Raw genomic sequence first — 25503 nt, forward strand, 5'->3', positions numbered from 1 at the left:
TGACGCTTGTGTAAGTTTGATTAGTATGTAAAAGGGTGTGAGTGGTGGCTAAAACCACTCATACTCTCTGAAATATGCTAGTTAAACAAATAACAAGCGTCAATTTTAGTAATCTAGTACAACAATGAAAAAGGCAAAAGTCAAAAGGCAAAAGGAAGAATAGTGATACCAAGCTTTTTAGCAATTTCTGAGGGTCTGTTTATTTACGCCGAACTGTACTAGGCAGTACCTGAGATTTTTGGGGTATACAGCAAAGCAGATTTTAGGAAATTTAACTTTGTCCTGTGACATCACAGCTATACCTAAGCTAAAAATCTCCCAAATTCAACCAGTCAAAACATTTTTTATTTAATACTTAAGTCAAGGTCAATGCTGATAATGGTGGAGCGCGACCATCTGACTGTCAGGAGCGAACTTCCGCTCTTAAATAAAGTTCAACAATGGTTTGAGCAGTTTTGTCTCAAATATCTATGTCAACGTGGTTGGACAGAAAACCAACTATATCGCCTGAATTTAGCGTTAGCAGAGGGCTTTACCAACGCAGTTCGCCATGCTCATAAGACTTTACCACTGGAAACAACCATAGATATTGAACTGAGTCTATGGGTTGACCGAATGGAAATTAGAATATGGGATCATGGCCAGCCTTTTAATCCTGATGAAGTCGTCGAGCCGGAACTCGGTAAGCCACAAGAAGGCGGTTATGGCTGGTTCTTGTTGAGGCGTTTAACTGATCGGGTGGTTTATGAGCGTAGTGCGGATGAGCGAAATTGTCTGTTAATTATTGAGTACAGTCGCCAATAAATTCCAATGGTGAAAGATAAGGGAATTTAAGGGCAAATACAAAATTCGTGTATAAAAAATATACACAGTTTAGTAAAGTCAGCATACGATTTTTAGTGACACTTTTGCTAAGATTTGGCAGCAGCTTAAAGATAATTCAGGCTGCAATAAAGTGGAACTTGTATCAATAAAAACTTAAATGCTGACTGATTTAACAGAAGAAAAACCACAAGGGGTTAACAAAGTTAACACAACTCCTCACCATTTTTTCGTTTTTATCGAAGTGTTTGGTTGTGAAGGCGGGATTCAGTCTTATGTCAAAGATATTTTTCAGGCTTATACAGAGTTAAATGCAGGTTACAAGACAGATGTCTTTGTTTTGCGAGATAGTCTAGACTGTGCCAATCCTTTTGCGTCTGAGAGTGTAAAATTTCATTATTTTAAAAATAAGTCGCCGCAAATCGGCAGAATGGCGATGGCTGGGGCTTTATTAAAGTTTCTCTTACAAAAACGCCCCCAACGTGTATTTTGTGGTCATATTAAACTTGCCGTCTTAATCCAAACTCTTTGTCAGCCGTTAGGTATTCCCTACACAGTCCTCACCTACGGTAAAGAAGTCTGGGAACCATTAAAAACTCCGGAACGCCGCGCCCTTGCAGCCGCCAGTGAAATTTGGACAATCAGCCGTTATAGTCGCGATCGCGCTTGTGCAGCTAATGGGATTGACCCGAAAAAAGTGAAAATGCTGCCTTGTGCAATTGATGGTGATAAATTTACCCCAGGGGAAAAACTACCAGAATTAGTAGCAAAGTATGGGTTAACAGATGCTAAAGTCTTGATGACAGTGGCACGCCTGTGGTCGGGTGATATTTATAAAGGTGTAGATGTGACAATTCGGGCTTTACCTGAAATCGCCCAGGTTTTCCCAGAAGTGAAATATTTGGTGATTGGGCGTGGTGATGATCAACCGCGATTAGCCCAGTTAGCCAAAGATTTGGGGGTAAGCGATCGCGTTGTGTTTGCTGGTTTTGTCCCTACAGAAGATTTAATCGCCCATTATCGCCTAGCAGATGCTTATATCATGCCTTCTCAAGAAGGTTTTGGTATTGTTTATCTCGAAGCAATGGCTTGTGGTATCCCAGTTTTATCGGGTGATGCAGACGGTTCGGCTGATCCTTTACAAGATGGTAAATTAGGCTGGCGAGTGCCACACCGTGATGCTGATGCTGTCGCCGCAGCTTGTATTGAAATTTTACAAAAGAATGATCAACGCTGTGATGGTAAGTGGTTGCGAGAACAAGCGATCGCGCATTTTGGGACAGCAGCCTTTAAACAGCAGCTTGCAGCGTTAGTAAAAGCATCTTAACCAATCACAAATGACAAATGACCATTGACCATCTCTAAACTCGCTATCCTAGAAAGAGAGCAAGACTGTAATTAAAAAATGAGCTTTAACAATTCACAATTGAATATGCTAAATCTCCGCCCTTTGCTCACTTTCTTAGCAGTTATCTGGTTGCTAGGTTCATTGGGACTGGGTTGGTTAGTAAAATCTTTATTTATTCTTTTTGCATTGCTGTCACTAGCGCCTGTAGTGGCTTTCTTTGGATTTCGCTGGTGGCTACAACGCAACTTAGTGACTGACAAGTGTCCTGTGTGCGCCTACGAATTCACGGGTTTGAACAATAGCCAATTACAATGTCCTAACTGTGGCGAACAGCTATCAGTCCAGAAAGGCCACTTTCAACGCTTTGCACCAGAAGGCACAATTGATGTGACTGCGGTAGAAGTACAAGCCCAATCATTGGAAGATTAACGAAAAAGTCTTTAGGAGTAGGGAGACAAGGGAGACAAGGTGGACAAGGGAGAGAGATGTTTATCAATTATTTAGGATTGCTATAACTTCGTGTCCTACCCGTCCTTTGCTGTTCTTTGATACGAAAAATTAAGGGTGTAAGGGTTTTGGATACATACACCCCTAAACCCTTACACCCAATGTTTACAATCTTTGTGTGTATAATTCTATCTATTTAACTAGCACTACCCAATCTCGCTTCAATGTCGGCGGCTTGGACTGCACCAGTGTATTTATCAGTGTTGATCACTAGGAATGGTGTACCAGCGATACCTAAATCATTCGCTTGTTTAAGGTCTTTTTCAATGGCTGTTTTTGCCAATTTGCGATCGCTCTCAAACTTCACCAAATTGAGATTCAGTTTTTTCGCAATATCCACGTATAAGGTTTCACCTAGTTGCTTTTGATTTTCAAACAAAGCATCATGGTATTCCCAGAACTTACCTTGTTGTTTAGCAGCCCAAGCCGCTTGTGCTGCGGGGAATGCTTCTGGATGGACTCCAGTCAAAGGGAAATTCTTGTAAACCAATGTCAATTCGTCTTTGTGCTTGTCTACTACTGACTTCAGAGTTTTGTGTACTTCTGCACAGTAGGGACACTGAAAATCAGAAAACTCAACTAGTACAGTTTTAGATTTAGCTGCACCAGTTGTTGGTGATTCGCCAATGATATTTGCTGGATTAGATTTTAAATCATCTAAAAAAGCTTGTTGGACTTTCTGTAATTTTTCTTGTTTAGCCAGTTGATACTCTTGCAGAGAGTTAATAACGAATTGTGGATTGTTACGGATAATTTCTAAAACTTGCTTTTCGAGTTTAGAGTCAATATCGGTAGCTGCTTGTGCAGGTAGTGTCCAGCCTAAGACCAAACACAGCAGGCAGACGATGACCCAGGTACGTAGATACTGAAATAATTGTCGCATATCAAAATACTGAAAGTGGTCTAGCACTATTTAAGTATTACCTACTGTCTGTAAAGTTAAAAAGTAGGGTATTGTAAATATTTCTTGTTGAGATAAAGCAGAATTAAAGAGGGTTACAGCCTTGTGTTCTTTCTAGAATATTGATCTGAATTTGAAGTTTTTACTTAATTAAAAATTAAGAATTATCCATAACATACCGATATATATTGCTGTGTCAAGGATAAATTCGTGCAGAAATATAGTTTTGTGGCGTGAGCAATCACAGAAGAGAATTCTAATGCAAAATTTTAGTCGTGTCAGTCCATTTGAGAACTCAAGTTGTTGCCATCTTGCCACCTTTGACCCATAAAAAGTCTATAATGCCGTGTGACACGGCATCATAGGGATGAATACGTGCATGAACATTTAGCAAGAACTAGAGTGAATTTATGGGTAAGCAGCGTGTGCTGTCGGGAGTTCAACCAACTGGTAATCTGCACTTAGGTAACTACTTAGGCGCAATTCGCAACTGGGTAGAAATCCAAGACCAGTATGAAAATTTCTTTTGTGTAGTGGATTTACACGCGATTACTGTACCGCATAATCCAGCGTCTTTGGCGGCAGATACTTACACTATTGCCGCACTTTACCTGGCTTGTGGGATTGATTTAAACCACTCCAGTATCTTTGTCCAGTCCCATGTTTCCGCACACAGTGAACTTGCTTGGCTGCTTAACTGCATCACTCCCTTAAACTGGCTACAAGATATGATTCAGTTTAAGGAAAAGGCTGTTAAACAAGGAGAAAATGTTAGTACAGGTTTGTTAATCTACCCAGTGCTGATGGCGGCTGATATTTTGCTTTATCAAGCTGATAAAGTGCCGGTGGGTGAAGACCAAAAGCAACATATAGAACTGACGAGGGATATTGTTAATCGATTCAATCATCAATTTGCCAAGGATCAACCAGTTTTGAAGTTACCAGACCCCTTGATTCGGAAAGATGGCGCAAGGGTGATGAGTTTGACTGATGGGACACGCAAAATGTCTAAGTCTGACCCGTCAGAGTTAAGCCGGATTAATCTTTTAGATCCACCAGACCAGATTGCAAATAAAATCAAGCGGTGCAAAACTGATCCTGTACGGGGTTTAACTTTTGATGATCCAGAACGCCCAGAGTGTAATAACTTGTTAACTTTGTATATGTTGTTGTCTGGCAAAACTAAAGAAGCAGTAGCAGCAGAATGCCAAGATATGGGTTGGGGACAATTCAAGCCTTTATTGACAGAAACAGCAATTAATGCTTTAAAACCCATCCAAGAAAAATATCAGCAAATTATGGATGACAAAGGTTATTTAGAGTCTGTGTTGCGTGATGGACGGGAAAAAGCACAAGCGATCGCCAATCAAACTCTCACACAAGTAAAATTGGCTTTGGGTTACTCTTTACCTTTATAGACGCTTTGAGGTGTGATTCGTTATACCCTGGAAGAAACCCAGACTATTAATGTGTATGTATCACACCCATAGCCCTACTGCTTTGAGCTTATTTCAGCAAGCTGCCCAAGCAGGTGAATTTCTCATTACTGCTGAGGTAGCACCCCCAAAAGGGGCAAATTCGGCTCACATGATTGAAATGGCGGCGACTCTTAAGGGGAGAGTTCATGCTGTCAATATTACTGATGGTAGCCGCGCTGTATTGCGAATGTCGTCTTTGGTGGCTTCAGCGATTTTATTACAAAACGGTGTTGAACCAATTTGTCAGATGGCTTGCCGCGATCGCAACCGTATTGCCTTACAAGCCGACTTAATGGGCGCTCATGCTTTGGGTATTCGGAATATTTTAGCTTTAACAGGCGACCCTGTAAAAGCAGGTGATCATCCCGATGCAAAGAGTGTATTTGATTTAGAATCAGTGCGACTGCTGCAACTAATTCAAAAAATGAATCAAGGTGTTGATTGCAACGATAAACCCTTGACCGATGGCGCAACAGATTTATTTGTCGGTGCAGCAGTAGACCCCCAATGTGCAAGTTGGTCTGGTTTGCAAAGCCGATTTGAACGCAAAGTTACAGCCGGAGCGCAGTTTTTTCAAAGTCAATTAATCACTGATTTTGAAAGACTAGAAAAGTTCATGGATAAAATAGCATCTGTGCATAACAAGCCAATTTTGGCAGGAATTTTTCTGTTGAAATCAGCGAAAAATGCTCAATTTATTAATAAATGCGTTCCAGGTGTAAATATACCAGAACACATTATTGAGCGGTTAGCGAAAGCCAAACACCCCCTAGAAGAAGGTGTCAAAATTGCCGCCGAACAAGTACAAATAGCAAGGCAATTATGTCATGGTGTCCACATGATGGCTGTGAAGCGGGAAGATTTGATTCCCAAGATTTTGGATTTGGCGGAGGTAACGAAGATCACAAAATCGTAATTTAGGCTGAAGCAAAATTTATATAGAGGCGTGAAATTCCGCGTCTCTACAAATTATAAAACTCTTATAATCAAGTTAGTATCTCATCAAATTAGACATCTAAATCATATACTCAAAACAATTAATATTTATTACATATCTGGATGGAGGATTTACTGTGACAAATTTGCAAAATTATATCAATAATGAAGACACGATTAACGAAGAAGATGAGAATGAGGAAGAGCAATATGAAAAGAATACTTTTGATTATGATCCAGAAAAAATAAATATTGTAACTAGGGAGCCAACAATCGAACAATTACTGAGACGTATTGATCAAGAAGTGCTAGATTTAGCACCTGATTTTCAGCGCCAGGCTAATATTTGGAAGGATGATGTTAAAAGTAGATTAATTGAATCTATTTTGATTCGTATTCCTCTACCCGCATTCTATATAGATGCAACTAATGAAGATAAATGGTTAGTTGTAGATGGATTACAACGTCTATCTGCTTTAAAGCAATTTGTCAGTGAGAAAAATCTGAAGCTAAGTGGACTAGAATACCTAACAAATCTTGAGGGTAAAACTTATGATGAATTAGAACCAAGATATCAACGACGCATCCTTGAAACTCAACCTACCGTTTATCTAATTGAAAAAGGTACACCTATAGAAGTAAAATATAATATCTTCAAACGAATTAATACAGGAGGTGTACGTCTTTCCAACCAAGAAATTCGCCATGCTCTTAATCCTGGTCAAGCCAACAAATTTTTAGCTAAACTTGCGGTAACTGAAGAATTTAGGCGAGTTATAAATCTTAGTGAGTCCAAGAAGAAACGTATGGATGATCGAGAATTTATTACTGGTTTTATAGCTTTTAAGTTAAATTCTTACAAAGATTATCAGAAAGATACTAGAGATGCTTTTTTAAGTAAGGGTTTGTCCAAAGTGAATAATCTTTCAGAAGCAGAACTAAATGAAATTGAAACCAGTTTTAAAAAAGCTATGATAGCAGCATTTAATATTTTTGGAGAAAATGCTTTTCGTAAACTGTCTAATAAAAATAAAAGAAAATTTCCTCTTAATAAATCTTTGTTTGAAGCTTGGTCAGTAAACCTTAGTCAATTGAATGATGAAGAAATTAAAGTATTAAAAGAACGTAAACAAAAAATAATTGATAATTTTATTTTCTATACAGATAATGATAAAGAATTTTTCTCTTCTATTTCTCAAGCTGAAAACAAAATAGAGTATCGATTTGGTATTATTGAGAAAATAATTCAGGAAGTATTGAAATGATTTTTTCACTACGGTTAATCAATTTTAAAACTTTTGAAAATCAGTTTTTAGAGTTTAGACCACTAACTCTACTTTCAGGAATTAACAGTACTGGTAAATCTTCAGTATTACAATCCTTGCTACTTCTGCGTCAATCTTACCAACAAGAATTATTACCAAAAACAGGTTTAGCGTTAAACGGTGAATTAGTTCATATTGGTACTGCTCAAGATTCGTTTTGTGAAAGAGCAAAAGATAATTATATTAGTTTTGAAGTTGCCTGGAAAGATAATAGGAAAGGAATATGGAACTTTAATTACGACCTAGAGAAGAAAGATGCAGATGTTTTAAATATTGCCTTAGAATCAATCAATTCTGAAGTTTACTTATCCAGCCTTTTCAGTAAAAATTTCCACTATCTACAAGCAGAACGGCTTGGGCCTCGACCATTTAATGAAACGTTAGATTATCAAGTCAGAATACGTAAACAACTCGGCACTAAAGGAGAATATGCAGCACATTTCCTTTATGTTTATGGACGTAAAGCTATTCCTATCGCTAACCTAAGTTATCCACATGCCAAATCAATGGATTTGATAGACCAAGTTGAAGCATGGATGAGAGAGGTTAGCCCTGGTACACGTATAAAAATCACATCAAATTCAGATATGGGTTTGGTGAATATGCAATATTTTTATGGAGATAGTAATCCTTACCGTGCAACTAATGTTGGTTTTGGTATTACTTACACTTTGCCAATTATTTTAGCAGTACTAGCATCAGAACCTGATACACTAATACTAGTTGAAAATCCGGAGGCTCATCTTCATCCCAGAGGACAAGCCAAAATGGGTGAATTACTAGCACTTGCAGCGAGTTGTGGTGTTCAAGTAGTGATAGAAACTCACAGCGACCATGTTTTGAACGGGATTCGTCTTGCTGTTCATGATGGCAAGCTTAAACCAGAAGATGTGCAATTACATTACTTTCAACGTGAAGAAAACCAGGGACAGGCGTACACAAAAGTCATTTCACCAAGTATTGATCGGGACGGTAGAATTGACCGATGGCCTGATGGATTTTTTGATGAATGGGAAAAAAGCTTAGATGCTTTGTTAGAACCTGCTACGGGAGATTAGGGTGTGGAGCTTGATTTAATATTCAATGAATTATCTCTGCGAAATCTAGCCGAAAATGAGCGCATAGCGCAACAATGGATGTCTGAGTTAATTAAAACTATTAAAGCTTTTACTGCACAGGGTGTTAAGGTTAGCCTTCGCTCTCAAGAAAATTTTCATACAATCATGCTCGCACCTAATTATCCTGTAGGTCATTGGTTTAATGATGCAGATCAAAGAGAAAGACTGTTTATCAAAACTCTTGTTACTAAAGCTCCTTTATCCATAGATTTAGGAAATTCGGATATTCACGATATTGAAAATAATACTGGCTTATCTGAATTCTATTATGGGGGAGAATTAGCTATTGGACTTGGTATTGCTCATTTACTTGATACCGTAGCAGTAAGTTTTACATCAGATGAATGCTGGAATTGTAGCAATATAGAAATCGATACAATACAAATTAATGAAGATGAAGAGATTTTTAATGAAAGTCTAGAGATTCCACATTCTAGCTACAGTCATCATGTCAATAAACATAAAGAATGGATACAAAAGCGTATTCGTGACATGGTTATTGACGGGGAAGATATATGGAATCGGAAAACAGAATTATTTCCAAACTTAGAATTCTGTGAAGTTGTTGGTAAGCAGTTAAAAAATATCCGTACTAGACAGTTAGAACTTCAGCCTGTCTTTAAAATCTTGTATGAACTCCAACAATGTACAGAAAACTGGAAAACTGGCTCATTCAATGTTAAAGGTTATGCTCTTGAAGAGTCGGGAGAAAGTGAAGCAACTCTTAATCAATATAAAAATGAAAGAATGTTTCTTTGCCCCGATGGTGAAAAGCGTTTATTTGAGAAGCATATTAAATTAAGGTTTTGTAACTGGCGAATTCACTTCTTTCCAAAAGAACCAGGAAGAGTCATTATTGGCTATGTTGGTCGTCATCTTCCCACGGTGAAATATAAAACTTAGTATAAACTCTGCGATCGCTTATTGTTGAACCAAAAATTTGATTAGCTGCAAAATTACCCCGACTGTGAAACAAGCCGGGGTGTTGTGGTTAGTTATGCAACTAAAATTTGACGGATTAAAATACTCATCACTTGATCAGGCTTGTCGGTTGGAATTAGTGGACTCCAATCTCCCACCTCGGAATAACCGATCGCCTGCAAATAATGTATTGTACTAGTGACAGCTTTGGGCGAACCAATCAACAAATGTTTAATGGGTTCTCTGTTGGGTAATGGCTGTTGATTAGATGGCTTAGGAGTAGCTGCATCAAAATTTTCCCTTCTCAAAAATTGCTCTGGTGGTGTTTGAGCAAAATCTTGATCATCACCGAATTTATATTCTTGTGCCATGATAATAATCGACTCCTATTTAGGTGTTGAAAGAAAGGCGATTGCAGACTTTGACAGGACGGCGATCGCCTTTCTCATGCTATCTATGTTAAAGTATAAAAATATACTTGTCAATTACTTGCTTAAATATTTTTATAACTAATTAAATGTGCTTGAATTGCAGTTTATAAAAGGAGTTTGAATAAGGATGAGAAAATTTTTAGGATTTATGGAGTGTATTAAAATAAAAAGCATATTCAGCAATTTCAGGTAAATAATGATTTTGATGAATATCTTACCTACGCAGAAAGCTCATAAAATCAAAGTTTTTGAACCCGCGCAGGCGGGTTTTGTCCGTGTAGCCGTGACTTCAGTCGCTGGGTGCAAGATGTGACTAAATTTAATTGAGTAATAGCGTCACAACTTTGCGTCCTAACGACAGACCTTTGTGTCCTAACGACAAAACCTTGTGTCCTAACGACAAAACCTTGTGTCCTTACGACAGAACCTTTTGTCCTAACGACAAAACCTTATGTCCTTACGACAAAACCTTGTGTCCTTACGACAGAATGTTGATGAGCGATCGCATTTCTTAGTTTATTGGAGAGTGCGATCGCTTGATGTTCAGCAAGAAACTGAGTATCTGATTAAAACTTTCTAAAATTATTTATTAAGTAATTTTTCGGAGGTAGCGATCGCTTATACTGCTATCAGCAGGTATTATTTCACAAGCGATCCATAGTTTTAAACCTACACTATGACTCAAAGCCCAGATAATCAACCAGCTTGGTGGGAATCGGTACAAAAGATTTTAGACAACAAATTGGTTGGATGGGGTATACCGGGTATTTTTGTTGCTATTGCGGCTGATCATGCCAAAAATGCTCGATGGCGAGAGTTTGTTATTTTTTTAGGAATCACTTTTGTTGTTGCGCTCATTATTAGAATTGGGAGTAAGTTGCTTCCTTATTTTGATAAATTTCTAGACTGGTTATTGGCTACGCAAATTCCCAAATGGTGGACAGGAATTACAGATAAATTTGGGGCTGAGTATCTCGCTACAATCACAGCAGAATGTCAAGAATACCAGGGACGCGGATTTAGTGGTGAAGGGTTAGATTTAGAGAATGTATTTGTCCCTTTAGGCTTTAATTGTGAAAAGCCAGTTTATAACCCTCAAGATTTGACGGTTGACGAAGAAACTGAGATAGAGCAAAATCCGGCTTTTGAACAAACAGAAATTTCTCGAAGTATTACCATTCAAAAAGAACATGAAATTGGCAGTTTATTAAGAGGAATTACAAACAAAAAATCAGCGTGGCGCAAACTGGTAATTTTAGGCGCTCCGGGTTCAGGAAAGACCACACTTTTAAGACACATCACCCTTTTGTTTGCACTGCGGAAACAATCAAAATTGTATCGGGGTTTGCCTCAACTTATTCCTGTTTTGTTGCGGTTGAGAGATGTTGCTCCGATTATTGTGGCGGATACTAATTCTTCTCTGGCGCAAGTCATTGCTAAGGCGAAGAAAGATGAATCATCAAAAACTCAAGATTGGTTTAACAAGCAGCTTAAAGATGGCAAATGTCTGGTAATGTTAGATGGGCTTGATGAAATTGCCGACGATGAGCATCGAAAACAGGTAAGCATTTGGGTTTCTCAGCAACTCCAAAGTTATAACAATAAATTGCCTTTCATTCTCACATCGCGGCCACAAGCTTACAATCAAGCACCTCTGCCAAATACCCCGGATTATTTTGTTAGGTCATTTACAACAGAACAGCGCAATGAATTTGTTTATAAGTGGTATTTTAATCTAGAGAAGCGGCGTAACTCTGGGATATCAGAAAAACAACTGCGAAGAAATGCCGAATCTAAAAAAGACGAATTAGTGCGTCAAATTAACGCAGTTCCTTCTCTGCGTTTAATGGCAACAAATCCGTTGTTACTGGCATTAATTATTAATACTTATAAAGAGAAAACCAGTCTTGCTCCTACCAGAATTGGACTGTATAAGCAAGTTTGTGATGTACTTCTTCAAGGAAGACAATCTGTTTCTGGAACTACCCGATATCCACTCAAGCCAGAACAAAAGCAAGAAGCTTTGCAAGCACTCGCGTTGGAAATGACGAAACGCCAAGTACTTCAGTTTACCCTAGATGAGAAAAGTCAAGACAGTAATATTTTTCTTGCCAAAGATTTTCTGCAACAAGAATTAGCTCAGATGGTTGAAGCGGGAAAAGAATTTACACCAGAGGCTTTTATTGAGAAAGATGACCTTGGTGTGCGAGAATTGTTGAGCGATCGCAAACAAGAAAAACTCTATGAATTTACCCATCGTACATTTCAAGAATATTTAACGGCGGTTGAACTCACCAAAGCCGAACATGAACCTGATGTATTAGAAGTTTTTGCGAAAGATAAAAAATACCTGGACTGGTGGAGACAAACTATTTTATTCTATGCAGGTCAGGTGAAAATAGATAAACTAATTGATGCAGCATTAAATAAACCAACTGTAGAAAACCTCACCCTTGCTTACGAGTGTTTGCAAAATAAGCTCAGAGTTAGTCGAGAAAAAGAGCAGGAATTACTCGACAAGGTAGAACAGGGATTACAGTCAAATGACGTAGAAGTTTTTAAATTAGCCGCATCAGTGCAACTGCAAAAACGGCTAAACTATCTCAACGAAGATTGTTTTCTAGGTAGTGCAGAAACCGAAGACCAACCTGGAGTTACCATAACAGCAGCAGGTGAAAAAATCTGGACATTACAAAAAGTCGATGATACTGATATCACTGAAGCAGAATATCGGCTGTTTTTATTAGAACAAAACAACAGTAACTCAGGCTTAACTCTGGAAAACAACCTCAATCAGCTAGACTTTGTAAAAAGTAATGCGTTTTGTGCTTGGTTGAGTGAAAAAACTAGAGAGAGATTTGGTGAAGCAGGAATTTGTTATCAACGGGAAACCTCAACAAATACATTCCGCCTAGTTCGGTTTCGCATACCAGAAAAGTATCATCAACTCGCCTACTATTTAGCAGCAGGTATGTGGAAAGAGGCTGATAAGGAAACATTTAAGCTGATGCTGAAAGTAGCGGGACAAGAAAAACAAGGCTATCTAGAACTAGATGACATTAGGAATTTTCCCTGTGAGGATTTAAGGATTATTGATAAATTATGGGTTGATTACAGCAATGGACGCTTTGGGTTTAGTGTCCAGAAAGAAATTTATCTCAGTGTTGGTGGAATCTTGGAAGGAAGCCGAACAAGTTCACCTTTCAATAAGGTTCTTGCCCCTTTCAAATCGATATATGAACGTTTAGGTGGTAGAGTGCGGGATGAAGATGATAAACTCTACAAAGCTTATTGTCGCTTCGCTGATGCGGTGGGGTGGAGAGTGAAAACGCAATGGATACGCTCTATTGATGAAGTATTATATAATACATCTGCACATAAGGGACACTTACCCTTATATACCCTTGTGTATTATGCACATAAAACCTACCTAGGAGTGTCACAGACACAGACGCAGAATGCATTACTCTCTTCTCTCGCGTCGAGACTTGTAAACTGTAACATATAAAGCTTTCACAAGTTTGTAAACATTTATCTCAGCCGCCTTTCCCACGCAATAATCAACATTTCATAAATCCGATAACCCCGTTGGGGAAGTCAAAAGTTAAAAGTCAAAAGTCAAAAGTTTATTTTTTAGTAATGAGAGTGTAGGTTGGGTGAAACGAAATGAAGCCCAACAATATCAATGATTTTAGATGTTGGGCTACGCGATCGCTCCACCCAACCTACTTTTCTTAAATAAAAGTCAGAAGTGAATCCACTAAATAGAATCGGGGTCAATACCTAATTCTTGCAGTTTTGCGGCCAAGTGATCGCCTCGTTGTTTTTGTTGATATGCAACTTCTTCTGGTGTGGGAACTAATTCACCTTCAGCCGTAAAAAAGCGTAATTTATTTTGAGCAATTCCTAAATACAACTCTAGCTGCTGACTCCATAACCAACCTTGAGCAGTGTGATACCTGATGACCAAATGTTTCGCCGTTAGTTGCTAAACTAAAAAACAATCCTTATCCCTGCAAAGGTGTTTTATGACCTCTGCAATCAATCGAGCTACTGAAGAACTTACTCCTTTCCCAGACCATACGCAGCTACCAGAATCAGACGGGACTTTTGCAAAGAATTGGCAAGAACATCCCCAAAGTATTTTATTGACTGACTCGATTACACCCGTACTCAAACAATTACATCCTGACGGTCATTATTGTATTGGCCAAGATTTAGGTATTTATTGGCGATTAACTGATCCTCCAGAGAAAGGCGCAGAAGCACCAGATTGGTTTTATGTAGGAAATGTACCGCCTTCATTTGAGGGGCAAACACGACGTTCTTACGTGTTGTGGCGTGAGTATATTTCCCCATTAATTGCTTTAGAATTTGCCTCTGGTGATGGGAGTGAGGAGCGAGATAAAACTCCCTTGAAAGGCAAATTTTGGATTTATGAACAAGTAATTCATCCGGCTTTTTACGGTATTTATGAAGTAAGTAAAGCTAGTGTGGAAGTTTATCACTTAATTGAAGGACAGTATCAACTGTTATCAGCAAATGAACGTGGGCATTATCCCATACATTCTTTAGGTGTGGAGTTAGGTATCTGGCAGGGAGAATACCAAAATATGGCATTACCTTGGTTACGTTGGTGGGATTTGCAAGGTAATTTATTGTTGACTGGTGACGAACGCGCCGAACAAGAACGCCAAAGAAATGAACGCTTAATTGCTCAATTGCGATCGCTCGGCGTTGAACCGGAAGCTTAGTTAATATCAACGTGTGGCTAAGGTAAAATCTGCGGTGAGTCGTTGTAAAATTTGCTTCAAAACCATCGCTGTCCAATCAATATCTGCTTCCGTGGTATCTCTTCCTAATGTAATGCGAATACCTCCCAGGGCTGCTTTTTGGGAATAACCCATTGCTAATAATATAGGGCTGGGGCTGAGTTTACCGCTATGACAAGCAGCACCAGCACTAATGCCAATACCTGCTAAATTTAATTGTCGTACCAAAGTTTTACCGCTAAGTTTTTCACCGTCGGCGTATTCTAGACAGAAACTTGCATGATGGGGTAAACGATGGATGCGATCGCCTGTGGGTATTAAACCGGGGACATCTGCTAACAACGCAAATAAGCGATCGCGCAAATAAATTAACCTTGGTGTTTCGGTGGGTAGTTCTTTGGCGGCTAATTCAGCAGCGACACCAAACCCAGCAATCATCGGGACAGCTTGCGTTCCCGAACGTATGCCCATTTCTTGTCCACCACCAGTTAACAGAGGCATAATTTTTACCCCAGGACGAATATACAATGCCCCGACACCTTGCGGCCCGTAGATTTTGTGGCTAGAAATGCTGAGTAAATCAACTGGTAATGTCTGCACATCCAGGGGTAAACGTCCTGCAACTTGCACTGCATCGGTATGAAAAATTGCACCATGCGATCGCGCTATTTTACCCAATTCGCTAATCGGTTGAATTGTCCCGACTTCACTTTGTCCGTAAATTATCGAAACTAATACGGTGTTATGTCGCAATGCAGCTTTTAAATCTAGGGGGTTAACTCTTCCCAGGTTATCCACTCCCAAACTTGTAACTTCCCAACCCCACATTTCTAGCATTCGCACCGTCTCCGAAATGGCGGAATGTTCCACACTAGAAATAATGATATGTTGCGGTACAGGGTACAGCCTCGCTACACCAATAATTGCCAAATTATCGGCTTCTGTACCGCCAGAGGTAAAAATAATTGATTCTGAATCAATAGCGTTAATTAAGTCTGCAACTTGAACTCTAGCTTGTTCCAGAACTATCGCCGCCCGTTGTCCCCACTCATGCAAGCTAGAAGGATTACCCCACTGTTGCGTGAGAATTGCTTGCATCGCTGCGATCGCTTCTGGGCGAGTTGGAGTAGTAGCACTGTAGTCTAAATATATTTGCATATCACAACACTTGAGCGGAAAGACACGGACAATGGGCTACTCACTATTTTCACCATACAAAGCTGTCTGGTTAAATCTTGAGAAAATGTGAATTAATCTGCATCAATAGGAAGATTTTTTAACTGCCGATCAAGCTGTTTACCTCTTTAAATTGGCGTACTGCATTTTGGGAACAATAACTATGTTCGCCACCAATTTACTTTTAGCAGATTACCGTGCCAATTTTTCGTAGATCAAGGTATTTTTGGCTATTTGCCTTAATATTTGTTACCACAGCTTGTCAACAGGCTAAAACATCTCATCAGGGTTTATCGCCTTTACCACAAGATCCATTAATTCAAGTTTATTTAAATCAGTCTGAATCTTCAGAATATCGTGAATATTACCGTCAGCAAACTCGACTAGGTGATGACTTAGAAAAAATCATTGTTGATACTATTTCTCAAGCGAAATCTACAGTAGATGTAGCAGTCCAAGAATTACGCTTACCTAAAGTTGCCCAAGCATTAGTAGACAGACAAAAAGCCGGGGTAAAAGTGAGAGTAATTTTAGAAAATACTTATAGCCGTCCTTGGAGTAGCTTTACAGCAGCAGAAGTTAAAAAACTAGCCACTAGAGAACGAGAAAGATATCAAGAATTTCATAAATTTATTGATTTAAATCAAGATAACCAACTCAGCCCAGAAGAAATTAATCAAAGAGACGCATTAGTAATTTTACAAAATACTAAAACTCCTGTAATCGATGATCAAGCTGATGGTTCCGCAGGTAGTAATTTAATGCACCACAAATTTTTGATTGTGGATAATCGCACTGTAATTGTAACTTCGGCTAACTTCACACCCAGCGACACTTTTGGCGATTTTACCAATCCTAGCAGTTTAGGTAATGCTAATAATTTACTTAAAATTGACAGCCCAGAATTAGCAACTGTGTTTACCCAAGAGTTTAATATTATGTGGGGTGATGGCCCTGGAGGTAAGCTAGATAGCCGATTTGGCATTAAAAAACCACTGCGTCCTCCCCAACAAATTACTGTTGGTGATAGTAAAATTACAGTCCAGTTTTCTCCGGCTTCTCCTACTCAACCTTGGAGTCAGACTAGTAATGGTTTAATTGGTGAAAAGTTAAATGCTGCTACGAAATCAATTGATTTGGCATTATTTGTATTTTCTGAACAGCAACTTGCTAATGTTTTAAAACAGCGTCATCAACAAAATATAGATATTAAGGCTTTAATTGATGGTCAGTTTGCCTATCGTTATTACAGCGAAGCTTTAGATATGCTGGGAGTGGCTTTGAGTAATAAGTGTAAGTATGAAATTGATAATAAACCTTGGACAAATCCGATTAATAGTGTTGGTGTACCTGTATTAGCCAAAGGCGACTTATTACATCATAAATTTGCTGTAATTGATAATCAAATAGTCATCACAGGCTCGCATAATTGGTCGGATGCAGCTAACAATGGCAACGATGAAACTCTGATGGTGATTGAAAATCCTAAAGTTGCCGCTCATTATGTGCGAGAATTTGCCCGTCTTTATGCCAAAGCACAAATTGGTTTACCATCAGAAATCCAAGCAAAAATTCAAGCAGAAACTAAAAAATGTCCGAAAATATCTGCACCAATTTCCAGTCAAAATCAAATCACGCAAAAAATCAATCTCAACACAGCTAGTCTGGAAGAATTAACTACTCTTCCCGGTGTGGGTAAAAAGTTAGCTCAAAAGATAATCATGGCGCGTCAACAACAAAAATTTACATCACTCCAAGATTTAGAGCGTATTCCCGGTATAAGTACGAAAATGCTAGAAAAATGGCGCGATTATGTGAGCTTGTAATGTATGTAAATCTGGTTTGATATGTGAATAAAAGAGACAAGGGAGACAAGGGGGAGATGTTTGTAAGGGTGCATCTCAGTTTTTATAGCAATCCTATCTGAGTTATGAAAAAGTATTCTTTTTAACTAACCGCATAGACAAAGAAAGAGAATTGCACAAATGGTTTAGACTGCTATAGCAATCCTAAATAATATACAAACATCTATCTACCTTGTCTTCCCTGTCTCTTTTGTTCATTTCTCTAATAGGACTGCTATCTTTCTGTTGACCTATTTATATTCATTATCTATTTCTACTGAAAGTCAGAGGAAGTTTCACTACTAAATTTTTTAGGATGTACCCAGGTCAAAATCCTGGAGTTAGTTTATGCCTTATAACAAAATAGAAGAATTACCTCAAGATATTCAAGACAAACTTCCTCAACACGCTCAACAAATTTTCTTTGCCGCTTTCAACGCTTCCCAAAGTGATGGGTTAAGTGAAGAAGGTGCTACTAATGTTGCTTGGAATAGTGTACGCAACGAATACGAACAAGGTCAAAATGGCGAATGGCACAGAAAATCTGAAGATACTGCCGTACATAATAAAGCAGTGACTTCTGGTGGTAATTAACTCAGAAGAAGGGGTGTAGGGGTATGGGGGTGTATGTATCTAAAACCCTTACACCCTTACACCCCTACACCCTTTCACTTTTTCACCCAATCCCCAGAGGAAATCTTTGTGAGTCAGTCCTAAAATCATTACACTGAGAGGTAGATGGACGACTGGGATTAACCATCCTATACAAATGATGACTCAACAAACTCAAAGAATTTTAATCCTTGGTGGAGGCTTTGGTGGTCTCTACACAGCGTTGCGCTTAAGCCAGTTACCTTGGGAATCGCAGCAAAAACCCGAAATTGTACTGGTAGATCAAAGCGATCGCTTTCTATTTTCCCCCTTACTCTACGAATTGCTGACAGGGGAATTGCAAACTTGGGAAATTGCGCCTCCCTTTGCCGAACTTCTCCAAGGTACAGGTGTACGTTTTTACCAAGCAGTAGTCGCAGGAATTGACACCGACCAGCAAAGAGTACAATTACAAGACGGGCCAGAAATTCCTTATGATCGCTTAGTGCTGGCTTTAGGCGGCGAAACACCACTTGATATGGTTCCCGGTGCTACATCCTACGCCTTGCCTTTCCGTACTATCAATGATGCTTACCACCTAGAACAACGGCTGCAAATTTTAGCAGAATCCGAGGCTGATAAAATCCGCATTGCCATTGTGGGTGCTGGTTACAGTGGTGTGGAATTAGCTTGTAAACTAGCCGACAGACTAGGCGAAAAAGCACGTTTGCGGTTAATTGAAATCAGCGACCAAATTTTACGCACTTCCCCAGAGTTTAACCGTGAAGCCGCCAAGAAAGCTTTAGAAGCCAGGGGTGTGTTTATTGATTTAGAAACCAAGGTTGAATCAATTGGTGCAGATACCATTTCCCTGGAATATAAAAATCAGATAGATACCATTCCTGTAGATTTAGTAATTTGGACTGTAGGTACACAAGTCACCCCTGTGGTGAAAAACTTACCTTTGAAACAAAACCAGCGTCATCAAATTACTACCACACCAACCTTACAAGTACTTGACCACCCAGAAATTTTCGCCTTGGGAGATTTAGCCGACTGTCGAGATGCAGAAGATCAACAAATTCCCGCCACAGCCCAAGCAGCTTTTCAACAAGCTGATTATACTGCATGGAATATCTGGGCTTCTTTGAGCGATCGCCCCTTGTTACCCTTCCGTTATCAAAAACTTGGCGAAATGCTGGCCTTGGGTACAGATAACGCCACTCTCACGGGTTTAGGCGTGAAACTCGACGGTTCTTTAGGCTATGTGGCGCGTCGTCTTGCTTATTTATATCGAATGCCGACTTTAGAACATCAACTCAAAGTTGGCTTTAACTGGCTAGTCCGTCCTATTATAGAGACAATTTCCCAATCAATTTAATCTCATATTATTTTGTCTGGGGAATTGTTTTGAGTATTTGGGTTCTATCAATCCATCTGTCCTTGTCTTGGTTCACATTAGTATCACGTTCAAAATACATTCATTACAAACAGTTTGATGGAACGACCGAAAGTTATTTTTCTAGATGCTGTCGGCACAATATTTGGTGTCAAAGGCAGTGTAGGCGAAGTATATAGTCAGATAGCCAAAGAATTTGGTGTGGAAGTTTCTGCGCCCAGATTAAATCAAGCATTTATCCAAAGTTTTAAAGCTGCACCACCACCGATATTTTTAGATGCAGAACCAGCCGACATACCCCAACGCGAGTTTGACTGGTGGCGTGTCATAGCCCTCAACACCTTTGAGACGGCTGGTGTTCTCCAGCAATTTTCTGACTTTCCGGCTTTTTTTAGCGAACTTTACATTCATTTCGGCACGGCTGAACCTTGGTTTATCTATGCTGATGTCGTCCCATCTTTAATGAACTGGCGACGTTTGGGAATTGAACTAGGGATTATTTCTAATTTTGATTCTCGAATTTATTCTGTGTTACAAAGTCTGGGAATTAGTGACTACTTTACCTCGGTGACAATTTCCACTCAAGCATGTGCGGCTAAACCCGATCCCCAAATTTTTGCCGTTGCTTTAGAAAAACATGATTGTTCGCCGTCAGCAGCATGGCACATTGGCGACAGCATTGTGGAAGATTATCAAGGGGCGAAGGCTGTTGGGATGCGCGGGATTTGGATAAATCGGGATAAAAAATAGAATGTCTGCTAGAGACAAATGTATGGGTAAATTAACCAGATATCGCCAATGTATTCAGCAGTTATTAATAGAAGAATCTCAAGGAAAAGTTTTAGGGGGAGAGATTGAATCAGAAACAGTTTTTGATTTAGTCAATGATCGTTACTTATTAATTGATTTGGGGTGGAACGAACATCGACGGATTTACAACTGTGTACTTCATTTAGAAATTAGAGAAGAAAAAATTTGGATTCAACGCAATCAAACAGACACAATCATTGCTGATATATTAATAGCTAAAGGAGTTGCAAAAAACGATATTGTTCTGGGACTGCAACCTCCATATATGAGAGAATATAGTGGATTTGGAGTTAGTTAATCTCCAGAAAAATAAGGGTAAAAGGGTATTAAGACCAAAAACCGATTGTGTCGTAGCTTGAGTTGAGGAACGTAGACGAACTCCGCGCGGCTTCTCGAAGAGTAACCCAACATCCAAGCATACTTTGTTGGGTTTCGCTATCGCTTCCCTCAACCTACTTTTCTGCTTAACTTATGGTAATAAATCTCAAAGCAAAAGCGATCGCTCTGAGTCTGGTAGAATCAGCGAGCGATCGCTTTTGATTATCCAACAACAACTATAAAAAAGGACGCGCTAAGAAAAAGCTGGCGATTGATTTTGCATCGACTGGTTCGCCTTGTAAAATTGCGGCTTCCAGTTCCTCTGGTGTCATCAGGACTGTTTCAATGTCTTCATCTTCGTCTTGGGTAGGCGGCTTTTCTAGCTTTTCTAAATCTTGGGCGAGAAAAGCATAAATAATTTCATCGGAGTATCCCGGCGCAAGGAAAAATTCGCCGAGTTTGCGCCATTTTTGGGCGCTATATCCTGTTTCTTCTTCAATTTCCCGCTTGACTGTTGCTTGGGGATCTTCGTTATATTCTAAAGTGCCTGCGGGAAATTCTAAGATTCTGCCTTGAACGGCGAAGCGATACTGACGCACAAGCACTAGTTTTCCTTCATTGGTGACAGGTACAGCCAACGCCCCGCCGGGGTGACGAATGCACTCCCATTCCCCTTCGGATTTGTTGGGTAAACGCAAACGATTCACTTCAAAATCAAATTTGCGTCCTTTGTGAAATAGGCGCTGTTTTAATAACTGTGGTAATTCTCTACCTAATGGCATAGTGATGTTTTTATCTTTTCAAAATCAACGAACAAACAGTGTTTGTCGTTTGTGGGATCAGGATTTTGCTTGTTTATGGGTAGTGACTTTAATTGCTCTTCAGTAAATGTACATCAGAACAGTCTACATCTTTTACCAACTGTTTGATCGTGCATCCGGAAACTGGCTCAATCCAATCTGACGCAATTTCGGCTAAGGGAACTAAAACAAATGCTCTCTCTCGCATTCGCGGATGGGGGATTTGCAAATTTGGCGTGTCTAGAATTACTTGATCGTACAACAACAAGTCCAAATCGAGCGATCGCGGCCCCCAACGTTCTTGTCTGACTCGTCCAAATTGCTGTTCTGTGGCTAACAAAGTTTCTAGTAATACCTGCGGTGAGATGTTTACTTGCATGATAATACAGCCATTAATGTAATCTGGCTGCGGCGGACCTACTGCTTTAGTTCTATACCACCTGGATGTTGCTGTTAATTGCATTTTTGGTACTGCACTTAACTTGGCGATCGCGGCTGTTAATATTTGCTGAGAATCACCTAGATTGCTTCCTAGTGCTACCGCTATCTGTACACCTTGCTTACTACTAAGAAATTCTTGCCCACTATCATCAGGATGATTTATTATTTTTTGCTCCCCGTTGAGACCGGATACTTTTAACAATTTTTCTTTGAAGAATTAAATAAAATTACGGCTTGAATCTTGACAAAACTCGACTATTAAACACCAGAATAATATTTTATGTAGCAATGAATTCAGTTAATTATTTATAGGATAATATACTAACACGAACACAGTTAATTAAGTCCTAAAATCTCTTTTAGGCAGTTAACCTGTGCTTACTTGTAGCAAGGAACTAACGTGGGGAATCTCACCTCCTGGTTCAAGCAACAACCAACAAAGTTTGAGTGACTCTGACAAGGAGGAAGCGCGATTGTCGCCTGGGAATCAATATAAAAATGAGGAATCCACCGACGAGAGCTTAAGCCCAACCAAGGTGGGAAAAGTTAGCCAACTATTTGGCCGGGTGGCTCATGTTTCCTCTGGAATAGTAACTATATTCACCAGTAGGGAAAAGCCGTTTTATCGTCGTTTTTGGTTTTGGGCAGTACTGACTGTCGGTAGTGGTGTGGTTGGTGCGAAATATATCGTTACATCCATAGATAAAACTCTGCCAGATAAAGCCGAATTGCAAGCTGTGGTTCGGGAGCAAACCTTAACCATCAAAGCTGCTGATGGAACAATTCTCCAACAGCAAGGAGAAGCTACCAGAGAACAACTTAAAATCACACAAATCCCCGATACTTTAAAAAAAGCTTTTATTGCCTCAGAAGATCGCAGATTTACAGAACATAATGGTGTTGATCCCCAAGGTATTGCCAGAGCAGGTTTAAATAACTTGCGATCGCAAAATGTCGTCGAAGGTGGTAGCACCATTACCCAACAATTAGCTCGGATTTTATTTTTAAAACAAGAAAAAACCATCTGGCGCAAACTTAAAGAAGTCCGTCTTGCCCAAAAACTTGAGAAAGAATTTACTAAAGACCAAATTTTAGAACGTTATTTAAATTTGGTTTACTTAGGTTCCGGGGCTTATGGTGTGGCTGATGCCGCTTGGGTATACTTCAGCAAACCAGTAGACCAACTGACTTTAGCCGAAGCAGCTACAATTGCTGGTTTAGCCCCCGCACCGAGTTTATATTCTCCAGCCCAAAATCCAGAAGCAGCTAAACAAAGACGCAATTTAGTCTTACAACGGATGCGGGAAGATGGCATTATTACCGCTACTGAAAGTCAAGCAGCTGCTCAAGAACCGTTAGTTGTCAAAACTAGCTTGCCCAAACGGCTAGAAGTAGAGTCACCGTATTTTACCAGCTACGTCCAGCAAGAATTACCCAAATATGTTCCCGCAGATGTGCTGGCGGCTGGTGGTTTAACAGTAGAAACCACCTTAGAAACGAAATGGCAACAAGCCGCCGAAGCCGCGGTTACAAAAGTATTAAAAAATCAAGGGCGTTGGGAAAACTTTAAGCAAGCTGCTTTAGTTGCTATTGAACCCCGCAGTGGTGAAATTAAAGCAATGGTAGGTGGTAAAGACTTTGGCAAAAACCAATTTAATCGCGTCACCCAAGCTAAACGTCAACCAGGCTCAACATTTAAAGGATTTGTCTACGCTGCGGCGATCGCGACAGGCAAAAGCCCTTACGATACTTATTTAGATGCTCCCTTTGTCGTCGATGGTTACGAACCCAAAAACTATGGCGAAAAATTCCGGGGCTTGATAGACATGAGAGATGCTCTCACGCGATCTGTGAATATAGTTGCATTGAAAGTATTACTAGATGTGGGATTTGAGCCAACAATTAAATTAGCCCACAATATGGGCATTAAATCAAAACTGAATCCCCATTATTCTCTCGCCCTTGGTTCCAATGAAGTCAACCTTCTAGAATTGACCAGTGCTTACGGTAGTTTTGCCACCCAGGGCTTACACGTAGAACCCCACGGTATTCGGCGCATTCTGAACCGCCAAGGTCAAGTTATCTGGTCAGCAGATTTTAAATCTCAACGGGCTTTAGATGCTGATAGTGCCGCTATCATGACTTGGATGCTGCGTAACGTGGTTGTCGAAGGCACAGGAGCAGCAGCCCAACTCGATAATCGGCCTGTAGCTGGCAAAACCGGTACTTCCGACGAAGCTAGAGATTTGTGGTTTATTGGCTACATTCCGCAAGTTGTGGCAGGTGTTTGGCTAGGTAACGATGATAACCGCCCTACCTATGGCGCTAGTAGCAGTGCTGCCTACACCTGGCATGAATTTATGGAAACAGCAACAGAGGGAATGCCAGTTGAAAAATTCCCCGAAAGGCCAAAATTAGAAGGTCGCAAAGGCACAATCAAAGCCGAACCCGTTAAAGGAAAGAAAGTCCGCAACAGTTCCAGTGACGATAATGAAGAGGTAAATTCCAGCGACTCTGATGATAGCAGTTCATCACGCAGACGACGTAGACGTAATTACCAGCAACAAGAAGATAATACAGAAACACCCAGAAGACGGCGGCGATATCAAGCCCAAGAAGACAGCAGTGACACATCCAGAAGGGTGCGACGCTCTCCCGTTGAAAATGAGTCTAGTGCCACAGCCACAGAACCATCTCGTTCTGGCAGAAGATCCAGGCGAACAGAATCAGGTTCTGACGCACCGCGTAATTCCCAACCTGCTTCCACTAGTAATAGTTCTGGTTCTTCTGGTTCTTCTGGAACATCAACACCAAGTTGGCGCGATAGACTAAGACCAAAGTCATCTTCACAATAGTTAACTATTCATGACTGCTGAGTTACCATCTATTGAGGCATCGGAGTTTGTCGCCACGTTAGCACGAGCTGGTCAAAGTAGCGATCGCCCATCAGCTAAAGTAGTAGTTGATGCTTTATTACAAGCTGAAAAAGCTGCCAAACAGCAACGCATTAGCTATACTTTTGATTCTCTTGTCGGAACATGGCGACTTTGCTTTGCCACCGGGACACGTAAAGTTAGACAGCGTGGCGGCATTATTTTAGGCAAAGGTTTTTATTGGCCTAAGTTTACGCCAACTTATATTTCCTTTAGTCAAACAACACCAGTCACAGGTGAAATCAGCAATCAGGTAAAACTAGGGTCTGCGTTGTTAAAACTCACAGGCCCAGTTAAATATTTAGGCAAAAAAAACCTCTTGGCATTTGATTTTACTCACATCCAAATTAGTGTATTTGGTCAGACTATCTATAACAAACCTCTAGGTAAAAACAAATCACAAACAACAGATTTTGACAATCAACCCATAGCTAAATTGCCATTTTTTGCTTTCTTTTTAGTCACAGACAATTTTATCGCTGCCCGTGGTCGTGGAGGTGGGTTAGCATTGTGGGTCAAAGAAAAATGAATGAGTTGATAATTCTAAATCTTCCTTCTCCATACTTTACTCAAGGCTTTAGCTTTCTTTCTCCCCCAAAATTATCAGCCAATAAATATTTTTGCGTGTTGCT

Annotated in this window: 24 protein-coding genes and 1 pseudogene; 19 read left to right on the forward strand and 6 right to left on the reverse strand. The window is 39.9% G+C overall.

Going from position 1 to position 25503, the window contains the following annotated elements:
- The first annotated feature begins 369 nt into the window (after positions 1–369).
- From H6G75_RS10620 to H6G75_RS10630, 3 genes are all read left to right on the forward strand, one after another.
- The gene (locus H6G75_RS10620) at positions 370–804 is read left to right on the forward strand and encodes an anti-sigma regulatory factor (protein WP_190979906.1); all 435 of its coding nucleotides are present in this window, start codon (positions 370–372) and stop codon (positions 802–804) included.
- Positions 805–982: 178 nt separating this feature from the next.
- The gene (locus tag H6G75_RS10625; RefSeq protein WP_190979907.1) at positions 983–2149 is read left to right on the forward strand and encodes a glycosyltransferase family 4 protein; all 1167 of its coding nucleotides are present in this window, start codon (positions 983–985) and stop codon (positions 2147–2149) included.
- Between the two features lie 78 nt (positions 2150–2227).
- Entirely contained in the window at positions 2228–2599 is a 372-nt protein-coding gene (locus H6G75_RS10630; RefSeq protein ID WP_062297773.1) for a hypothetical protein, read from the forward strand.
- A 214-nt stretch (positions 2600–2813) separates the two neighbouring features.
- On the opposite strand, the gene H6G75_RS10635 is transcribed toward H6G75_RS10630, so the two are convergent.
- Positions 2814–3560, reverse strand: coding sequence for a DsbA family protein (locus H6G75_RS10635; protein ID WP_190979908.1), 747 nt, complete (start codon positions 3558–3560; stop codon positions 2814–2816).
- A 428-nt stretch (positions 3561–3988) separates the two neighbouring features.
- Between H6G75_RS10635 and trpS the strand changes: the two genes are divergently transcribed.
- The 5 genes from trpS (at position 3989) to H6G75_RS10660 (ending at position 9338) form a co-directional block, all read left to right on the forward strand.
- Positions 3989–4996 (forward strand): tryptophan--tRNA ligase, encoded by a 1008-nt coding sequence (trpS, locus tag H6G75_RS10640; RefSeq protein ID WP_190979909.1) that lies wholly within the window; start codon positions 3989–3991, stop codon positions 4994–4996.
- 55 nt (positions 4997–5051) lie between these two features.
- Complete coding sequence (locus H6G75_RS10645) at positions 5052–5972, forward strand: methylenetetrahydrofolate reductase (protein WP_190979910.1); 921 nt, start codon at positions 5052–5054, stop codon at positions 5970–5972.
- A 157-nt stretch (positions 5973–6129) separates the two neighbouring features.
- Entirely contained in the window at positions 6130–7257 is a 1128-nt protein-coding gene (locus H6G75_RS10650) for a DUF262 domain-containing protein (protein ID WP_190979911.1), read from the forward strand.
- Complete coding sequence (locus tag H6G75_RS10655; protein WP_190979912.1) at positions 7254–8375, forward strand: DUF3696 domain-containing protein; 1122 nt, start codon at positions 7254–7256, stop codon at positions 8373–8375. The genes H6G75_RS10650 and H6G75_RS10655 overlap by 4 nt, the downstream gene beginning before the upstream one ends.
- Before the next feature lie 3 nt (positions 8376–8378).
- Complete coding sequence (locus tag H6G75_RS10660) at positions 8379–9338, forward strand: hypothetical protein (RefSeq protein WP_190979913.1); 960 nt, start codon at positions 8379–8381, stop codon at positions 9336–9338.
- A gap of 92 nt (positions 9339–9430) precedes the next feature.
- Here the strand turns inward: H6G75_RS10660 and H6G75_RS10665 are convergent, their stop codons facing one another.
- The gene (locus H6G75_RS10665) at positions 9431–9730 is read right to left on the reverse strand and encodes a hypothetical protein (RefSeq protein WP_397331841.1); all 300 of its coding nucleotides are present in this window, start codon (positions 9728–9730) and stop codon (positions 9431–9433) included.
- Positions 9731–10110: 380 nt separating this feature from the next.
- Between H6G75_RS10665 and H6G75_RS10670 the strand changes: the two genes are divergently transcribed.
- Positions 10111–10302 carry a hypothetical protein gene (locus H6G75_RS10670; protein ID WP_190979915.1) on the forward strand — a complete coding sequence of 64 codons (192 nt, stop codon included), beginning with the start codon at positions 10111–10113 and terminating at the stop codon, positions 10300–10302.
- A gap of 161 nt (positions 10303–10463) precedes the next feature.
- Positions 10464–13295 (forward strand): GUN4 domain-containing protein, encoded by a 2832-nt coding sequence (locus H6G75_RS10675; protein WP_190979916.1) that lies wholly within the window; start codon positions 10464–10466, stop codon positions 13293–13295.
- A 252-nt stretch (positions 13296–13547) separates the two neighbouring features.
- Here H6G75_RS10675 and H6G75_RS10680 read toward each other — a convergent pair.
- Positions 13548–13733, reverse strand: a pseudogene (locus H6G75_RS10680) (Uma2 family endonuclease); the annotation flags it as partial.
- A gap of 82 nt (positions 13734–13815) precedes the next feature.
- Here H6G75_RS10680 and H6G75_RS10685 point away from each other — a divergent pair.
- Complete coding sequence (locus tag H6G75_RS10685; RefSeq protein WP_190979917.1) at positions 13816–14541, forward strand: Uma2 family endonuclease; 726 nt, start codon at positions 13816–13818, stop codon at positions 14539–14541.
- 6 nt (positions 14542–14547) lie between these two features.
- On the opposite strand, the gene H6G75_RS10690 is transcribed toward H6G75_RS10685, so the two are convergent.
- Complete coding sequence (locus H6G75_RS10690) at positions 14548–15717, reverse strand: cysteine desulfurase family protein (protein WP_190979918.1); 1170 nt, start codon at positions 15715–15717, stop codon at positions 14548–14550.
- Between the two features lie 215 nt (positions 15718–15932).
- On the opposite strand from H6G75_RS10690, the gene H6G75_RS10695 reads away from it, so the two are divergent.
- The 6 genes from H6G75_RS10695 to H6G75_RS10720 all read left to right on the forward strand — a co-directional run bounded on the left by H6G75_RS10695 (position 15933) and on the right by H6G75_RS10720 (position 20939).
- A complete protein-coding gene (locus H6G75_RS10695; protein ID WP_190979919.1) occupies positions 15933–17561 on the forward strand; it encodes a DUF655 domain-containing protein in 1629 nt (542 codons plus the stop codon).
- 366 nt (positions 17562–17927) lie between these two features.
- Positions 17928–18173, forward strand: a complete 246-nt coding sequence (locus tag H6G75_RS10700; protein ID WP_190979920.1) for a ChaB family protein — start codon at positions 17928–17930, stop codon at positions 18171–18173.
- A 178-nt stretch (positions 18174–18351) separates the two neighbouring features.
- Positions 18352–19551, forward strand: a complete 1200-nt coding sequence (locus tag H6G75_RS10705) for an NAD(P)/FAD-dependent oxidoreductase (protein ID WP_190979983.1) — start codon at positions 18352–18354, stop codon at positions 19549–19551.
- A 117-nt stretch (positions 19552–19668) separates the two neighbouring features.
- Positions 19669–20319 carry an HAD family hydrolase gene (locus H6G75_RS10710; protein ID WP_190979921.1) on the forward strand — a complete coding sequence of 217 codons (651 nt, stop codon included), beginning with the start codon at positions 19669–19671 and terminating at the stop codon, positions 20317–20319.
- Position 20320: 1 nt separating this feature from the next.
- Positions 20321–20677: a XisI protein gene (locus tag H6G75_RS10715; protein WP_242051504.1), complete on the forward strand. Its 357-nt coding sequence runs from the start codon at positions 20321–20323 to the stop codon at positions 20675–20677.
- 124 nt (positions 20678–20801) lie between these two features.
- Positions 20802–20939, forward strand: coding sequence for a hypothetical protein (locus tag H6G75_RS10720; RefSeq protein WP_190979922.1), 138 nt, complete (start codon positions 20802–20804; stop codon positions 20937–20939).
- Here H6G75_RS10720 and H6G75_RS10725 read toward each other — a convergent pair.
- Both H6G75_RS10725 and folK read right to left on the reverse strand, forming a co-directional pair.
- The gene (locus H6G75_RS10725; protein ID WP_190979923.1) at positions 20934–21479 is read right to left on the reverse strand and encodes an NUDIX hydrolase; all 546 of its coding nucleotides are present in this window, start codon (positions 21477–21479) and stop codon (positions 20934–20936) included. The genes H6G75_RS10720 and H6G75_RS10725 overlap by 6 nt on opposite strands.
- Before the next feature lie 88 nt (positions 21480–21567).
- On the reverse strand, positions 21568–22101 hold the full coding sequence (gene folK / locus H6G75_RS10730; RefSeq protein ID WP_313934826.1) for a 2-amino-4-hydroxy-6-hydroxymethyldihydropteridine diphosphokinase: 534 nt from the start codon (positions 22099–22101) through the stop codon (positions 21568–21570).
- A 310-nt stretch (positions 22102–22411) separates the two neighbouring features.
- On the opposite strand from folK, the gene H6G75_RS10735 reads away from it, so the two are divergent.
- A complete protein-coding gene (locus H6G75_RS10735; RefSeq protein ID WP_190979985.1) occupies positions 22412–24793 on the forward strand; it encodes a transglycosylase domain-containing protein in 2382 nt (793 codons plus the stop codon).
- 10 nt (positions 24794–24803) lie between these two features.
- Complete coding sequence (locus tag H6G75_RS10740; RefSeq protein WP_190979925.1) at positions 24804–25400, forward strand: hypothetical protein; 597 nt, start codon at positions 24804–24806, stop codon at positions 25398–25400.
- The last annotated feature ends 103 nt before the right edge of the window (positions 25401–25503 follow it).

Source organism: Nostoc sp. FACHB-280, from assembly GCF_014697615.1.
In the GTDB taxonomy this organism is placed as follows: Bacteria; Cyanobacteriota; Cyanobacteriia; order Cyanobacteriales; family Nostocaceae; genus Nostoc_B.

What these genes read in the sequence shown, in the direction of transcription:
- H6G75_RS10620 (WP_190979906.1), top strand. Translation starts at nt 370, where the DNA reads ATGCTGATAATGGTGGAGCGCGACCATCTGACTGTCAGGAGCGAACTT.
- H6G75_RS10625 (WP_190979907.1), top strand. Translation starts at nt 983, where the DNA reads ATGCTGACTGATTTAACAGAAGAAAAACCACAAGGGGTTAACAAAGTT.
- H6G75_RS10630 (WP_062297773.1), top strand. Translation starts at nt 2,228, where the DNA reads ATGAGCTTTAACAATTCACAATTGAATATGCTAAATCTCCGCCCTTTG.
- H6G75_RS10635 (WP_190979908.1), bottom strand. Translation starts at nt 3,560, where the DNA reads ATGCGACAATTATTTCAGTATCTACGTACCTGGGTCATCGTCTGCCTG.
- trpS (WP_190979909.1), top strand. Translation starts at nt 3,989, where the DNA reads ATGGGTAAGCAGCGTGTGCTGTCGGGAGTTCAACCAACTGGTAATCTG.
- H6G75_RS10645 (WP_190979910.1), top strand. Translation starts at nt 5,052, where the DNA reads ATGTATCACACCCATAGCCCTACTGCTTTGAGCTTATTTCAGCAAGCT.
- H6G75_RS10655 (WP_190979912.1), top strand. Translation starts at nt 7,254, where the DNA reads ATGATTTTTTCACTACGGTTAATCAATTTTAAAACTTTTGAAAATCAG.
- H6G75_RS10675 (WP_190979916.1), top strand. Translation starts at nt 10,464, where the DNA reads ATGACTCAAAGCCCAGATAATCAACCAGCTTGGTGGGAATCGGTACAA.
- H6G75_RS10685 (WP_190979917.1), top strand. Translation starts at nt 13,816, where the DNA reads ATGACCTCTGCAATCAATCGAGCTACTGAAGAACTTACTCCTTTCCCA.
- H6G75_RS10690 (WP_190979918.1), bottom strand. Translation starts at nt 15,717, where the DNA reads ATGCAAATATATTTAGACTACAGTGCTACTACTCCAACTCGCCCAGAA.
- H6G75_RS10700 (WP_190979920.1), top strand. Translation starts at nt 17,928, where the DNA reads ATGCCTTATAACAAAATAGAAGAATTACCTCAAGATATTCAAGACAAA.
- H6G75_RS10705 (WP_190979983.1), top strand. Translation starts at nt 18,352, where the DNA reads ATGACTCAACAAACTCAAAGAATTTTAATCCTTGGTGGAGGCTTTGGT.
- H6G75_RS10710 (WP_190979921.1), top strand. Translation starts at nt 19,669, where the DNA reads ATGGAACGACCGAAAGTTATTTTTCTAGATGCTGTCGGCACAATATTT.
- H6G75_RS10715 (WP_242051504.1), top strand. Translation starts at nt 20,321, where the DNA reads ATGTCTGCTAGAGACAAATGTATGGGTAAATTAACCAGATATCGCCAA.
- H6G75_RS10725 (WP_190979923.1), bottom strand. Translation starts at nt 21,479, where the DNA reads ATGCCATTAGGTAGAGAATTACCACAGTTATTAAAACAGCGCCTATTT.
- H6G75_RS10740 (WP_190979925.1), top strand. Translation starts at nt 24,804, where the DNA reads ATGACTGCTGAGTTACCATCTATTGAGGCATCGGAGTTTGTCGCCACG.